The organism is Methylobacterium sp. Leaf100, from assembly GCF_001422845.1.
GTDB lineage: Bacteria > Pseudomonadota > Alphaproteobacteria > Rhizobiales > Beijerinckiaceae > Methylobacterium.
In genome coordinates this window covers 1-13,421 of record NZ_LMMW01000031.1, presented here as the reverse complement: position 1 = coordinate 13,421, position 13,421 = coordinate 1, and the positions used below count along the sequence as shown (strand labels likewise).

General features: G+C 69.8%; 13 protein-coding genes and 1 pseudogene. 10 read left to right on the top strand and 4 right to left on the bottom strand.

Going from position 1 to position 13,421, the window contains the following annotated elements; genetic code table 11:
• The coding region (locus tag ASF25_RS14645; protein ID WP_082502750.1) for an IS3 family transposase at positions 1 to 836 on the top strand (836 nt) is incomplete at its 5' end.
• A gap of 558 nt (positions 837 to 1,394) precedes the next feature.
• Positions 1,395 to 1,568 carry a hypothetical protein gene (locus ASF25_RS23260; RefSeq protein WP_200918875.1) on the top strand — a complete coding sequence of 58 codons (174 nt, stop codon included), beginning with the start codon at positions 1,395 to 1,397 and terminating at the stop codon, positions 1,566 to 1,568.
• A gap of 49 nt (positions 1,569 to 1,617) precedes the next feature.
• Here ASF25_RS23260 and ASF25_RS14640 read toward each other — a convergent pair whose 3' ends face one another.
• Complete coding sequence (locus ASF25_RS14640; RefSeq protein ID WP_056305472.1) at positions 1,618 to 2,517, bottom strand: metallophosphoesterase; 900 nt, start codon at positions 2,515 to 2,517, stop codon at positions 1,618 to 1,620.
• 85 nt (positions 2,518 to 2,602) lie between these two features.
• Positions 2,603 to 3,082, bottom strand: a pseudogene (locus tag ASF25_RS14635) (VIT1/CCC1 transporter family protein); the annotation flags it as partial.
• Between the two features lie 313 nt (positions 3,083 to 3,395).
• Here ASF25_RS14635 and ASF25_RS14630 point away from each other — a divergent pair.
• The 4 genes from ASF25_RS14630 to ASF25_RS14615 all read left to right on the top strand — a co-directional run bounded on the left by ASF25_RS14630 (position 3,396) and on the right by ASF25_RS14615 (position 7,147).
• On the top strand, positions 3,396 to 4,118 hold the full coding sequence (locus ASF25_RS14630) for a lysophospholipid acyltransferase family protein (RefSeq protein ID WP_056305469.1): 723 nt from the start codon (positions 3,396 to 3,398) through the stop codon (positions 4,116 to 4,118).
• Entirely contained in the window at positions 4,115 to 5,461 is a 1,347-nt protein-coding gene (locus tag ASF25_RS14625) for a 3-deoxy-D-manno-octulosonic acid transferase (RefSeq protein ID WP_082479259.1), read from the top strand. Before ASF25_RS14630 ends, ASF25_RS14625 begins: the two co-directional genes overlap by 4 nt.
• Before the next feature lie 10 nt (positions 5,462 to 5,471).
• Positions 5,472 to 6,449 carry a tetraacyldisaccharide 4'-kinase gene (gene lpxK, locus ASF25_RS14620; RefSeq protein ID WP_056305467.1) on the top strand — a complete coding sequence of 326 codons (978 nt, stop codon included), beginning with the start codon at positions 5,472 to 5,474 and terminating at the stop codon, positions 6,447 to 6,449.
• 65 nt (positions 6,450 to 6,514) lie between these two features.
• A complete protein-coding gene (locus tag ASF25_RS14615; protein WP_056305465.1) occupies positions 6,515 to 7,147 on the top strand; it encodes a LysE family translocator in 633 nt (210 codons plus the stop codon).
• Between the two features lie 4 nt (positions 7,148 to 7,151).
• Here the strand turns inward: ASF25_RS14615 and ASF25_RS14610 are convergent, their stop codons facing one another.
• On the bottom strand, positions 7,152 to 8,051 hold the full coding sequence (locus tag ASF25_RS14610; protein ID WP_156368997.1) for a zinc ABC transporter substrate-binding protein: 900 nt from the start codon (positions 8,049 to 8,051) through the stop codon (positions 7,152 to 7,154).
• A 185-nt stretch (positions 8,052 to 8,236) separates the two neighbouring features.
• On the opposite strand from ASF25_RS14610, the gene ASF25_RS14605 reads away from it, so the two are divergent.
• From ASF25_RS14605 to ASF25_RS14590, 4 genes are all read left to right on the top strand, one after another.
• The gene (locus ASF25_RS14605) at positions 8,237 to 10,018 is read left to right on the top strand and encodes an ABC transporter transmembrane domain-containing protein (RefSeq protein ID WP_056305461.1); all 1,782 of its coding nucleotides are present in this window, start codon (positions 8,237 to 8,239) and stop codon (positions 10,016 to 10,018) included.
• A gap of 57 nt (positions 10,019 to 10,075) precedes the next feature.
• A complete protein-coding gene (locus ASF25_RS14600) occupies positions 10,076 to 11,113 on the top strand; it encodes an aldose epimerase family protein (RefSeq protein WP_056305460.1) in 1,038 nt (345 codons plus the stop codon).
• Complete coding sequence (locus ASF25_RS14595) at positions 11,110 to 11,430, top strand: YnfA family protein (protein ID WP_056305459.1); 321 nt, start codon at positions 11,110 to 11,112, stop codon at positions 11,428 to 11,430. Before ASF25_RS14600 ends, ASF25_RS14595 begins: the two co-directional genes overlap by 4 nt.
• 152 nt (positions 11,431 to 11,582) lie before the next feature.
• Entirely contained in the window at positions 11,583 to 12,872 is a 1,290-nt protein-coding gene (locus tag ASF25_RS14590; protein ID WP_056305457.1) for an alpha-hydroxy acid oxidase, read from the top strand.
• Between the two features lie 131 nt (positions 12,873 to 13,003).
• Here ASF25_RS14590 and ASF25_RS14585 read toward each other — a convergent pair.
• The coding region (locus tag ASF25_RS14585; RefSeq protein ID WP_280137347.1) for a DNA translocase FtsK at positions 13,004 to 13,421 on the bottom strand (418 nt) is incomplete at its 5' end.

Below are 13,421 nucleotides of genomic sequence, written 5' to 3'. Positions count from 1 at the left end.
ATGCGAACACCTGGCCGGTGCGTCTCATGTGCCGCGTGCTCGCAGTCTCCCCCAGCGGTTACTACGGCTGGCGGTCACGTCCCGAGAGCGCCCGGTCGGCGTCGAACCGTCAGCTCCTTGACGACGTCCGGCGGATCCATGCCGAGCATCATCGGCGCTATGGCTCACCTCGGGTGCACGCGGCCTTGCGCGCAGAGGGCCGAACCGTCAGTCGCGGGCGAGTGGAGCGCCTCATGCGCCGTCAAGGCATCCGGGCTCTGGCAGGGCGTCGGTTCCGGCCCTGCACCACCGACAGTCGTCATGATCTGCCGATCGCGCCCAACCTCCTCAAACAACAGTTCTCGGCTGCCCTGCCCAACACGGTTTGGTTGGCCGATATCACCTACCTGCCCACCGGCGAGGGCTGGCTCTATCTGGCCGCCGTCCTCGATCTCGCCACGCGAAGAATCGTCGGTTGGTCCATGCGCGACCACATGCGGACCGAGCTGACATCGGCCGCCTTGATGATGGCCACCCAACGGCAGCGACCGGCCGCTGGGCTCATCTGTCACTCGGATCGCGGCAGCCAATACGCCGCCGAGGCCTACCGAAAGCAGCTTGCCGACATGAAGGCGACGCCCTCCATGAGCCGTACGGGCTGTTGTTACGACAATGCTCCCATGGAAAGCTTCTTCCACACACTCAAGGTCGAACTCGTCCACCAACGACGATGGGCGACCCGGGACGAGGCCCGACGCGACCTGTTCGCCTACATCGAGGGCTACTACAATCGGCAGCGCATCCACTCGGCGCTCGGTTACATCACGCCCGAGCAAGCCGAGCGGAATGCAAGCTAAACCCCGTGTCCGCGAAAGCGGGGGAGGATCAGCACCTTGATCTGGCGCAGCTCCAGCACGACCTGCTCCGCGCTCGTCTTCTGACCTCGCCGCATGTTCGACTCCTCTGGTCCTGGCTGATCCTCTCAATCAGCCCGGTCCAAAGCCAGCCGGTCAGGTCAAATCGCACTTGAGTTTCCTTTTTGGGCGCGCCATGCAAGTTTGAATTTACCTCAGTATTTCAATCACATACGTGTTCGCACTTTTATTCGGGCTGGCGCGCCAATCCACATTATCTCCAGTCTACTTGATTCGGTTTAAGTCGAGGCATTGGCCCGACGCGTTGTTTCCGCTGGTTGCAAAGATCGTCCAGGGCGTGACGCGCTGCGGAACTTGCGAAGCGACGGTGGTCATTCCCCAAAATCCGATCTCTCGACCTTATCCATGCAGCGGATGGTGCGTTGCCGCAACGAAAGTCTTGTGCGCGCGCCGGGCTCGGCCTTGCTGCGTCTTAAGTTTGGGTTACCATCGGCGACTTCACAGCGTTCGACGATTCCAGATCGAGACAAGGTGTTTGCCATGTCCCAGACCATTCGCGTCACGCCGACCCACGATGGCACCTATACTGTCTATCGTGGGACTGAAGTCCTGGTGAGCGGCCTCACTCGCACTCAGGCCGAGCGCTACGAGGCCGATCTCGGTCTCCTCGCCTCCCTCGGCCCGCCCAACCGCCCGACCGGCCTCTCCGCCTGACGAGCTATCCCGGCGTCGCCCGTCCGCGGGCGACGCACCTGCGCGCCGGTCAAGCTGGCGTCAATCGTAGCGGTCCGCGATCGTCGATGAGGCCGGTTTCCGTGAGTCCCCGCTCCCGCCCCGCGATGCCGTAGCCGGAGGGACCGCGCGTGATGGTGTACAGGTAGTAGCTCGCCCGCCGGTTCGGTCCGCCCTCGCGGGCCGAGGCCGAGGTGCATCCCACCACCGGCACCGGCCGTCCCCCAGGCCCCTTCGCGAAATGCACGCTGCCGACGTGGTTGTGGCCGTGCAGGATGAGGTCGGCTCCGGCCTGCGCGATCATCGCCATGAACGCTTCGGCATCCTTCAGTTCACGCCCCGACGAGGCACCGCCCGGATGGGGCGGATGGTGAATCATCACCACCCGGCACGGCGGTTCGGCCTCGGCGCCGAGGCGTTCCAAGATGCCGCGAGCCGCCACGATCTGCGGTGGGCCGAGGCGCCCGCTGGCCACGAACGGCTTCGTCGGGATCGCCGAAGACAGGCCGATGAGCGCCACGGGGCCGCGGCGGCGCAGGTAGGGGAACACGCCCGGCGTGCCGTCGTCGTCCGTGGTCCAGGCGCCGCAGGCGGCCAGCAGCCCGTCGAGGGAGCCGCGCACGTAGGCGTCGTGGTTGCCCGGCACGAAGCTCACCGCCTCGGGATCGCCCAAGGCCTCCAGGAACACCCGTGAGGTCGCCCACTCGCTCGGCAGGCCGATGTTGCAGAGGTCCCCCGTGCAGGCGATGTGGTCGTGCGGCTGCATCTGCAGGTCGGCCACCAGGGCGGCGAGCAGTTCCATGTCGTGGGCGTTCTTGCGCCCCCGCCGCCAGTTCACGTAGCCCGTGGCGCGCTTGCTTAAGAGCTGGCGCAGGCGCGGGCGCGGCAGCGGCCCGACATGCGGGTCGGTGATGTGGGCGAGGCGGAACATGCGTGTCCGTTGCGGATGGAAGTCACGCCCGGCATCGCCACTCGCGGCGGCGGGGTCAACCCGGTCGGCGCGCACCACACGCCACTCACGCGCTGCCGATGACGATGCCGGTCGCCAGCACGAGGGCGCCGCCCAGCACCACCTGAAGCGCGGCCCGCCAGAACGGTGTGGCCATGTAGCGCGTGCGGATGCCGGCAATGAGGAACAGCTCGACGACGACCACCAGGACGGCGAGACCCGTCGCCACGGCGAAGGCATTCGGCCACGCATCGGGGATCAGGTACGGCAGCGTATGCCCCAGGCCGCCCAGCGTCGTCATCACGCCGCAGACGAGACCGCGCATCCAGGGCGATCCACGTCCGGTGATAGACCCGTCATCCGACAGGGCCTCGGTGAAGCCCATGCTGATGCCGGCACCGAGGGAGGCGGCCAGCCCGACGAGGAAGGTCGCGCCGTTGCTGTGCGTCGCGAAGGCCGCGGCGAAGATCGGCGCCAGGGTCGAGACCGAGCCGTCGATGAGTCCGGCGAGCGCCGGCTGAACGTAGCGGAGGACGAAGGCCCGGTGCGCGTCGGCTGTTGCCGCACCCGGCGTCGGGGAAGGAATGCGCGTCTCGGCGCCCGCAGTCGCGATCATCGCCTGGTCTCCAGTTTTGATTCGTTCCAATCTATAATTTAGAATTGTTATGAACAAGCGAATTTGTCGGGTGTCGACGGGGATTTGCCGCGTTTCGCCGTGAGTCGGACCGGGGGTGCCCGGAGGCCGAGCGTTGCGCCCCAACGGGGAACGGCGCTAGACACCGCCCGGCGACGGCCAAGGCGGCCCTCCCCGGCCCTCGCGCCGGGTCGGTCCGCGTACCGCGCCGCGAAGGCGTTGCATCATGAGTGTCCTCAAGCGCATCGGCCGCGCCCCGGCGGTCCAGCAGGCCCTCGGCCGCGCCGCGGGCGGGTACCTGCGCCTCGTGCGCGCCACCAACCGCTTCTCCATGGAGCCGGCCGAGCCCGATCCCTGGCTCGACGGCCTCGGGCCGTTCATCGCCGGCATGTGGCACGGCCAGCACACGATGATCTCGTTCATGCGCCGGCCGCACGACCGCATCGCCACGATCATCTCGCGCTCGGCCGACGGCAACATCAACACCATCGCGTTGGAGCGCATGGGCGTGCGGGTGATCCGGGCGTCGGGTGCGCGCGGGCGGGCCGTGCGCGACGTGAAGGCCAAGGGCGGTGCCGAGGGCCTGCGCGCCATGCTGCGCGCCCTGAAGAACGGTGAATCCGTCGCCTTCAGCGCCGACGTGCCGAAGGTCTCGCGCCGCTGCGACGCAGGCATCCTCACCCTCAGCCGCTTTTCCGGTCGGCCCATCGTGCCCGTGGCCGTGGTCACCAGCCGGCACCTGCGGCTGAACAGCTGGGACCGGGCCTGCTTCGGCCTCCCGTTCGGGCGCGGCGCCATGGTGTTCGGCACGCCGATCCACGTACCCCGCGAGACCGAACCCGAGGCGTTCGAGGCGTTGCGCCTCGCGGTGGAGGCGGAGATGAACCGCGTTCACGACCGCGCCTATACCCTCGTCGGCCGCACCGACCGGGTGGGAAACCCCGCATGAGAGCGCCGGCTCAGCCCGCGTCGGTGAAGGCGATCCCCACCAAGGCCCCGCCCCTGACGGCGATCCTGAAGCTCTATCGCTACGGTCTCCTCGTCGGCGAGCCGGCGGTGGCCGGTCTGCTGGCGTGGCGCTCGCGCCAGGGCAAGGAGGACCCGGGGCGCCTGTCCGAGCGCCGCGGCCTGCCCGGCCGCGCCCGCCCCATCGGCCGCCTCGTCTGGATGCACGGCGCCAGCGTCGGCGAGATCCTCTCCCTCGTCGGCCTCGTCGACGGCATGATCGCGCGGGGGTTCTCCGTCCTCGTCACCACGGGCACCCGCAGCGCCGCCGATCTCATCGGCAGCCGCCTGCCGTCGGGAGCCGTGCACCAGTACATGCCCCTCGACGCACCGCGCTGGGTCGGGCGCTTCCTCGACCATTGGCGGCCGGACCTCGCCCTGGTGGCGGAATCCGAGATCTGGCCCAGCACCGTCGCCGGCCTCCACGCCCGCGCCATTCCCCTGATCCTCGTCAACGGCCGGATGTCCGAGCGCTCGTTCCGCGGCTGGGGCCGTACGCCCCGCACCGCCCGCGCGCTCCTGGCGCGCATCTCCGTCTGCCTCGCGCAGACGGAGGAGGATGCGGCGCGCTTCGCCAAGCTCGGCACACCCCGGGTCGTCGTCTCGGGCAACCTCAAATACGATTCGGACGTGCCGCCCGTGGACGAGCAGCAACTCGCGCACTTGCGCGACTGCATCGGCGACCGCCCCGTCTGGGTCGCGGCCAGCACCCATCCGGGCGAGGACGCCGTGGCGGCCCGCGTCCACGCGGTGCTGAAGCGCCGCTGGCCCGAAATCCTCACCATCGTGGTCCCGCGCCATCCCCATCGCGGCGGCGATGTCGCGGCCCGCGCCTCGGCCGAAGGATTGCGCAGCGCCCGGCGCTCCCAAGGCGGGCGCCCGCACGGGAGCATCGACCTGTACGTCGCCGACACGCTCGGCGAACTCGGCCTGTTCTATCGCCTGACGTCCCTGGTCTTTCTCGGTGGCTCCCTCGTGGAGCACGGCGGCCAGAACCCCATCGAGCCGACGCGCCTCGGCGCCGCGGTCCTGCACGGGCCGCACATCTTCAACTTCACGCAGGTCTACCGGGCCCTCGACGGTGCCGGTGGCGCCCGCTGCGTCGCCGACGCGGACGACCTCGCCGCGGCCCTCGCGGATTTTCTCGCCGAACCCGCCCGCATCGACGCCATCGCCCGCGCGGGAGCAGCGGCCCTCGCGCCGTTCGAGGGCGCCGTCGATCGCACCCTGGCGGTGCTCGATCCGTTCATCGCGCAGATGCGGCTCACCGCCATGACGGCGCAGTGAGCCGGGCCTGATGCGGCCCCCGGCCTTCTGGCATGCCGGGCCTGGGCACCCCGCCGCACGGGCTCTGGCGCCCCTCGCCGCCCTCTACGGCTGGCGCAGCGCCGCCAGGATGGACCGGCGGGGCACGCCCGGCCCCTGTCCCATCGTGTGCATCGGCAATTTCACCCTCGGCGGCGCCGGCAAGACGCCGACCGCCCTCGCGGTGGCCGGTCTCCTGCGCGACCTCGGCGCATCCCCGGCCTTCCTGACCCGTGGCTATGGCGGCCGCCTCGCCGGCCCGGTGCGCGTCGATCCCGACCGGCACGCCGCCGTGGACACCGGCGACGAACCCCTGCTGCTCGCCCGGTTCGCCCCCACCATCGTGGCGCGGGACCGGCTGGCGGGCGCGCCTCACTGCATCGAGGCGGGCGCCGACGTGATCGTCATGGACGACGGTCTGCAGAGCCCGGCGCTCGCCAAGGCTCTGTCCTTCGCGGTGGTGGATGCGGGGGTGGGCGTCGGCAACGGCCGCGTTTTCCCCGCCGGCCCCCTGCGGGTGCCCCTCGCCCGGCAATGGCGCCACATCCACGGCCTCGTTCTCATCGGCGCCGGCGCCCCCGGCGAGACCGTGGCCGAGGACGCCGCGCACCGTGGGTTGCCGGTGCACCGCGCCCGGCTCGTCCCGGAAGGCGACTGGGCCGGGCGCCGGGTCCTGGCGTTCGCCGGTATCGGCCGGCCCGACAAGATGTTCGCCACCCTGCGCGAAGCCGGCGCCGACGTGGTCGCGACCCGCGCCTTCGCCGACCACCATCCCTACGGACGGGCCGAACTCGGCGCCCTCGCGGCGGAGGCGGAGCGCCTCGGCGCCGACCTCGTCACCACCCGGAAGGACCACGTCCGGCTGCCGCCCGAATTCGCCACCCGCGTCACGGTCCTGCCCGTGACCCTCGCGTTCGTCGATGCCGGTGCCGTCGCGGCGCAACTGGCGGACATCCTGCCCCGCCCCTGAGTGTCCGGTCCGCCCTCGTTCAAGTGTCCTTGTGGTTGTGCGCGATGGGGGGTTAGCGTCGGATCATGCCCGAATCGACCAGCCTCCTCGCCTTCGCCCTCGTCTCCCTCGGCATGGTCCTGACGCCGGGGCCGAACATGATCTACCTCGTGTCGCGCTCCATCGCGCAGGGGTCGCGGGCCGGGCTGATCTCCCTCGGCGGCGTCGCGCTCGGGTTCGTCGTCTACATGCTGTGCGCGGCCTTCGGCATCACCGCCCTGCTGCTCGCCGTGCCGTTCGCCTATGATACCCTGCGCTGGGCGGGGGCCGCCTACCTGCTCTACCTCGCCTGGCAGGCCGTGCGGCCGGGCGGGCGCAGCCCGTTCGCGGCACGCGCCCTGCCCCATGACGGCCCGGGCCGGCTGTTCACCATGGGGTTCGTCACCAACCTGCTGAACCCGAAGATCGCGGTGATGTATCTGTCGCTGCTGCCGCAATTCATCGACCCGGCGCGGGGCAGCGTCCTCGTCCAGGCCCTGATCCTCGGCACGGTCCAGATCTTTGTGAGCGTCGGCGTGAACGCTTTCATCGCGGTGGGGGCCGGGTCGGTGTCCACCTTCCTCGGTGGCCGTCCGGCCTGGCAGGTGGCCCAGCGCTGGCTCATGGGCACGGTTCTGGCCGGCCTCGCCCTGCGCATGGCCGCCGAGTCGCGGCGCTGACGCGTCAGCGTGGGCCGAGCGCCCGCGCGAAGGCCGTCAGGTTGTTGCGCATCATCGCCACGTAGGTCGGTGCCGGGCCGTCGGGGCCCGACAGGGCATCGGAATAGACTTTGCCGCCGATGGCCGCACCGCTCTCGCGGGCGATCTGCTCCATGAGGCGCGGGTCGGCGATGGTTTCGAGGAACACCGCCGGGATCTTCTCCGCCCGGATCTGCCGGACGATCCGCGCCACGTCGCGCGGGCTCGCCTCGCTGTCCGTCGAGACCCCTTGCGGCGCGATGAAGGTCAGGCCGTAGGCGGCGGTGAAGTAGCCGAAGGCGTCGTGGGTGGTGATGATCCGCCGCTGTGCGGGGGGAATCTTCGCGATGGTGGCGCGGACCTCGCCTTCCAGGGCATCGAGTTCGCCGAGATAGGCCGTGGCCCGGGCCGCGTACGCCGCCGCATGGGCCGGATCGCGCTTGGCGAGCCCATCGCGGATGTTGGCGACGTAGACCTTGGCGTTGGCGATGCTCTGCCAGGCGTGCGGATCGGCGTGGTGGTCGTGGGCATGGCCGTGCCCATGGTCATCGGCCTCCTCGATGGGCTTGATCCCCTTCGAGGCCACCACGACGGGTGCCTTGGCGCCGGACGCCTTGATGAGGCGGTCGATCCACCCCTCGAGTCCGAGGCCGTTGACGACCACCATGTCGGCCGCCGCGAGCGTGCGGGCGTCGCTCGGTGCCGGCGCGTAGCCGTGGGCATCGGCGTCGGGCTTGACCAGGGTGGTCACCGCCACCCGCTCGCCGCCGACCTGTGAGACGAGATCGCCGAGGATCGAGAACGTCGCCACCACACGGAGTCTTTCGGGGTCGGCCAGGGCCGGCGCCGCGCCGCAGAGAACTGCGAGCAGCAGGGCGAACGCCATCGGCAGTCCGGTCGGGAGGCGTCCACGCAACATCGGCAAAGGTCCTCGGTTCAGGCTTCTTCGGTTCAGTAGTGTAACATTATCACATTGCCAAGCCTGGATGCCTCGACTTGATCTCTCGTCCCCCCGGCCGCAAACACCGGCCGATCCGATTTCTCGGGGCGTTGAGAAAGTCATAAAAAACCATGGCGCGTCGGCCGCTCCTGAGGGGTGACACCCTCCCCCTCCTGGGCCGTGTCTGGCGCGAGTGGCTCAGCCCCCACCGGGCGACGCTGGCCGTGGTCCTCGTGCTCATCGCCATCGTGGGCGCGGCGACGGGGTTCTACCCGGCCCTCATCAAGGGCGCTTTCGACGCCTTCGACGCCAAGGACACGGCGGCCCTCGCCTACGGTCCCCTCATCGTCATCGCCATCACGTCGATCCGGGGCTTCGCCCTGTTCGGCCAGACGGTGCTGACCAACCGGGTGGTCACGCGGGTCGAGGCCGACATGCAGGCGGCCCTCTACGCCCACCTCATCGACTCGGATCTGGCCCAGCTCGGGCGCGAGAGCCCGGCCGCCTTCACCCAGCGCTTCACCACGGATTTCGCCTTCATCAAGGAGGCGCTCACCCGCATTTCCACGGTGCTCCTGCGCGACATCGCCATGCTCATCGCCCTGGTGGCGGCGCTGATCTGGATGGACCCGCTCCTGACCCTGGTGGCCGGCGTGACCGTGCCGTTCGTCGCCGGCCCCATCGGCCGGGTCGGCAAGAAGCTGCGCCGGGTCTCGACGACGACGCAGGAGCAGATGGGGCTCACCGCGAGCCTCATCTCCGAGAGCCTGCAGGGCGCGCGCATCGCCAAGACCTACGCGCTGGAAGGCTACCTCAAGGGCCGGGCGCAGGGGGCCTTCGACGAGGTACGCCGCCTCAAGATGAAGGCGGCCAACGCCCGCGGGCGCCTCGATCCGCTCCTCGAGATCGGCGGCGGCTTCGCCGTGGCCGCCGTGCTGGTGCTGGTCGGCCAGCGGGTGATGTCGGGCGAGCGCACGGTGGGGGATTTCACCGGCTACGTCGCCGCGCTGCTGCTCGCCGCTCAGCCGGCCCGGGCGCTCGGCACCCTCAACGCCATCCTGCAGGAGGCGGGCGCGGCCCTGCAGCGCTACTTCGCCCTCATGGACGAGGCCCCGCTGATCCGCGAGGCGGCGGACGCCAAGGAACTGCTGGTGGGCGGCGGCGCGATCCGCTTTTCCGACGTGCGCTTCCGCTACCGCGCCGACGCGCCGGCCCTGGAGGGGATCGACCTCGCCGTGCCGGCCGGCGCCACCGTGGCCCTCGTGGGGCGCTCGGGGTCGGGAAAATCCTCGCTGCTCAACCTCGTGCCGCGCCTCTACGACGTCGATGCCGGAGCCGTGTCCATCGACGGTCAGGACATCCGGCACGTGACCTTCGCGTCGCTCCGCCGGGCCGTTGCGGTGGTGTCCCAGGAGGTGGTGCTGTTCGACGACACGGTGGCAGCCAACATCGGCTTTGGCCGCCCCGGCGCCTCCCGAGCCGAGATCGAGGCGGCGGCGGAGGCGGCGGCCGCCCACGGCTTCGTTTCGCGCCTGCCCGAGGGTTACGAATTTCGCGTCGGCCCCGCCGGTGGGCGGCTGTCGGGGGGGGAGCGCCAGCGCATCTCGCTCGCCCGCGCCTTCCTGAAGGACGCGCCGATCCTGCTCCTCGACGAGGCGACGAGTGCGCTCGATTCCGAGTCCGAGCGCCTCGTCCAGGCCGCGCTCCTGCGCCTCATGCGCGGGCGCACTACCCTCGTCATCGCCCACCGCCTCTCGACGGTGCGCGACGCCGATCTCATCGTGGTGATGGCGGCCGGCCGCGTCGCCGAGACCGGCACCCACACCGACCTCATGGGCCGTGGCGGAGCCTATGCCCGCCTGCACCGGATGCAGCTCTCGGGCGACGCCCCCGACGAGACCCTGGCGCCTTGAGGCGACGGCGTGCCGCGCACGTCGACCGCCCGTGACCCCCGCGGAGATACGCCGCCGATGACACCCGAGCCCTACGGCCGCACCAAGAACGGGCAACCCGTCGCCCGCCACACCCTCGCGCGCGGGCGGCTTACCGTGCGGATCCTCGATTACGGCGGAATCGTCTCCGCCATCGAGACACCCGACCGGACGGGACGGAGAACCAACGTGGTCCTGGGCGCCATGGACCTCGCCGGCTACGAGGCCAGCGACGCGCATTTCGGCGCCCTCATCGGCCGCTACGCCAATCGCATCGCGCACGGCCGGTTCAGCCTCGACGGACAGGTCCATGATCTGCCCCGCAACGAGGGGGACAACACCATGCATGGCGGCCCGGCGGGGTTCGACCGCAAGGTCTGGCGGGTTGAATCGGCGACCGGTACCGACCTCACCCTCGCCCATCGCTCGCCCGACGGTGACCAGGGCTTCCCCGGCACCCTCGACGTGCGGGTGACCTACGCCCTTCCCGACGACGAGACCCTGTCCATCACCTACGCGGCCGAGACCGACCGGCCGACGGTTCTGAACCTGACCAACCACAGCTATTTCAACCTCGCCGGCGAGGGCGCGGGCGATGCGCTCGACCACGTGGTGGGAATCGCCGCCGACGCATACCTGGCGGTCGACGCGGATCAGATCCCCACCGGCGAGCGGTGCGCGGTCTCCGGCACGCCCTTCGATTTTCGCACCCCCACGGCCCTCGGCGCCCGCATCCGCGCGCCCGATCGCCAACTGATCCGGGGCCATGGCTACGACCACACCTTCGTGCTGCGCGGAGCCGGCGGCCTGCGTACGGTCGCCACCGCGCACGATCCCGCGAGCGGCCGGCACCTGACCGTGGCCACCACCCAACCCGGCCTGCAACTCTACACCGCCAACATGCTCGACGGCACGGCGACGGGCTCGGGTGGTGGGCTCTATCGCGCCGGGGATGCCGTGTGCTTCGAGGCGCAAGGGTTTCCCGACGCGCCGAACCATCCCGACTTCCCGAGCACCGTTCTGCGTCCGGGCGAATCGTTCTCGGCGGTCACCACGTACCGATTCACCGTCGCATGACCGTTGTCGTGTACGCCGCCGCCGCCCTGTTCGAGATCGGCGGGTGCTTCTCGGTCTGGGCCTGGCTGCGGCTCGGGCGCTCGGCCTGGTGGCTGGTGCCGGGCGCCGTGGCCCTGGGGCTGTTCGCCTGGCTGCTGACGCGCGTCGAGAGCGAGGCGGCCGGCCGCGCCTATGCGGACTATGGCGGGCTCTACATCGGCGCGTCCCTCCTGTGGATGTGGGGCGCGGAAGGCCAGCGGCCGGACCGCTTCGATGTCGCCGGCGCCGCCCTGTGCCTCGCCGGGGCGGGCCTCATCCTCTATGGTCCGCGCACCTGAAAGGTCCGCCGTGGGACTGGATGCGGCAAAACTGCAGGCCGATTAATTGCACTGCAGCATGGCTGTTTTGCGGTGCGGCATCTTGCGTTTTCGAATGCGAATAGGTCAAAACCGTCGCCTGTCGTACCCGACGCGCGAGATTTATAGTTCACATGTCAAGCCACAACCAGCAGACCAACGGTCGAGAGGCGTCGCTCAATCGCAGGAAACTGCTGGAATTCCTGTCCGCCAGCCCGATCCTCGCACCGGGCGCCATCAGCGCGGTCGCCGGAATGCTCGCCGCCGGCACTGCGGGGGCGATGGCTCAGAGCTACGACGTCCTCCGGCAGGCGCCCGTCATGGACGGCGACCTCATCGCCAATCCCGCCCAGGCCCTGAACGTCTTCGATTTCGAGGCGGTGGCGAAGAAGACCCTGCCCCCCGCCCATTACGGCTACCTCGCCAGCGGCGTCGACGGCGACGAGACCCTGAAGGCCAACCGCGAGGGCTTCGAGAAGATCGCCATCCGCGCCCGCCGCCTTATCGACGTGCGCAAGATCGACACCACGGTGAAGATCTTCGGCGAGACCTGGGGCAGCCCCATCGCACTGGCGCCCATCTCCAGCCAGGGTGCGTTCCACCCCGAGGCCGAGGGTGCCGTTGCTCGCGCCTGCAAGGCGAAGAACCATCAGATGATCCTGTCCACCGTGGGCAGCACCTCCATCGAGGACGTGATCAAGGAGCGCGGTTCCCCGGTCTGGTACATGCTGTACCCCACCGACGACTGGGCCGTGACCGAGGCCCTGGTGAAGCGCGCCGAGAAGGCCGGCGCCCCGGCCATCGTGCTCACCGTCGACCGGCAGGGCGGTCGCAACACCGAGACCCTGTTCCGTGAGCGCCGCAGCGATACCCGTACCTGCACCGATTGCCATACGCCCGGCTTCAAGAACGAGGTGAGCCGCAAGCCAATGTTCGACGACCTCGACGTGTCGAAGGTGACGAACCTCTACGGCACCGGCATGACCTGGGACTACGTCAAGCGCCTGCGCGGCATCGTGAAGGGCAAGCTCGTCCTCAAGGGCATCGTCACCCACGAGGACGCCAAGAAGGCCCTGGAATACGGCGTCGACGCCCTCATCGTGTCGAACCACGGCGGCCGCGCCGAGGAGAGCCTGCAATCGACCATCGGCGTCCTGCCGGAGATCGTGGGCGCCGTGAACGGCAAGGTGCCGATCCTCATCGACGGCGGGTTCCGGCGCGGCACCGACGTGATCAAGGCCCTGGCGCTCGGCGCCACCGCCGTCTGCGTCGGCCGCCCCTACGCCTGGGGGCTCGCCGCCTTCGGCCAGCCCGGCGTCGAGATGGTGCTCACCCTCATGCAGCGCGAGTTCGAGACGATCATGCGTCAGGTCGGTGCGACGAAGATCGCCGAGATCAACGCCGCGAGCGTCAGCCGGGCCTGATCCCGTCGGGAGTGCGGGATTTCGTTTCCGCTCCCCCGAGACACCGCGACGCGAAACAGAACCGCCCCGAGGGTTTCCCTTCGGGGCGGTTCTCTTTTCATCGAGAACGCTTTCGGATCAGCTCTTGCGGATCAGTTTACGTGAGCGTCCGCCTCGACCAGGATCTCGCGCTTCCCGGCGTGGTTGGCCGGTCCGACGATGCCCTCCATCTCCATCTTCTCCATGAGGGAGGCGGCGCGGTTGTAGCCGATCTGCAGGCGGCGCTGGATGTAGGACGTGGACGCTTTCTTGTCCCGAAGCACCACCTGCATGGCCTGGGCGTAGAGGTCGCCGCCGGTCTCGCCGAAGCTGCCCTGGTCGAACACCGCACCGTCCATCTCGACCTCGTCGGAGGCCGACCCCTTAGCCCCCTCGCCCTCGTCGGCGGTGACCGCCTCAAGGTAGGATGGCCGGCCCTGGCGCTTGAGATGAGCGACGACGCTCTCGACTTCCGAATCCGAGCAGAACGGCCCGTGCACGCGCGTCGTGCGCCCGCCGCCGGCCATGAAC

Bases quoted from the DNA above. Each gene is read 5' to 3' on its own strand.
- ASF25_RS23260 (WP_200918875.1), top strand. From the start codon at position 1,395: ATGTCCCAGACCATTCGCGTCACGCCGACCCACGATGGCACCTATACT.
- ASF25_RS14640 (WP_056305472.1), bottom strand. From the start codon at position 2,517: ATGTTCCGCCTCGCCCACATCACCGACCCGCATGTCGGGCCGCTGCCG.
- ASF25_RS14630 (WP_056305469.1), top strand. From the start codon at position 3,396: ATGAGTGTCCTCAAGCGCATCGGCCGCGCCCCGGCGGTCCAGCAGGCC.
- ASF25_RS14625 (WP_082479259.1), top strand. From the start codon at position 4,115: ATGAGAGCGCCGGCTCAGCCCGCGTCGGTGAAGGCGATCCCCACCAAG.
- lpxK (WP_056305467.1), top strand. From the start codon at position 5,472: ATGCGGCCCCCGGCCTTCTGGCATGCCGGGCCTGGGCACCCCGCCGCA.
- ASF25_RS14615 (WP_056305465.1), top strand. From the start codon at position 6,515: ATGCCCGAATCGACCAGCCTCCTCGCCTTCGCCCTCGTCTCCCTCGGC.
- ASF25_RS14610 (WP_156368997.1), bottom strand. From the start codon at position 8,051: ATGGCGTTCGCCCTGCTGCTCGCAGTTCTCTGCGGCGCGGCGCCGGCC.
- ASF25_RS14605 (WP_056305461.1), top strand. From the start codon at position 8,237: ATGGCGCGTCGGCCGCTCCTGAGGGGTGACACCCTCCCCCTCCTGGGC.
- ASF25_RS14600 (WP_056305460.1), top strand. From the start codon at position 10,076: ATGACACCCGAGCCCTACGGCCGCACCAAGAACGGGCAACCCGTCGCC.
- ASF25_RS14595 (WP_056305459.1), top strand. From the start codon at position 11,110: ATGACCGTTGTCGTGTACGCCGCCGCCGCCCTGTTCGAGATCGGCGGG.
- ASF25_RS14590 (WP_056305457.1), top strand. From the start codon at position 11,583: ATGTCAAGCCACAACCAGCAGACCAACGGTCGAGAGGCGTCGCTCAAT.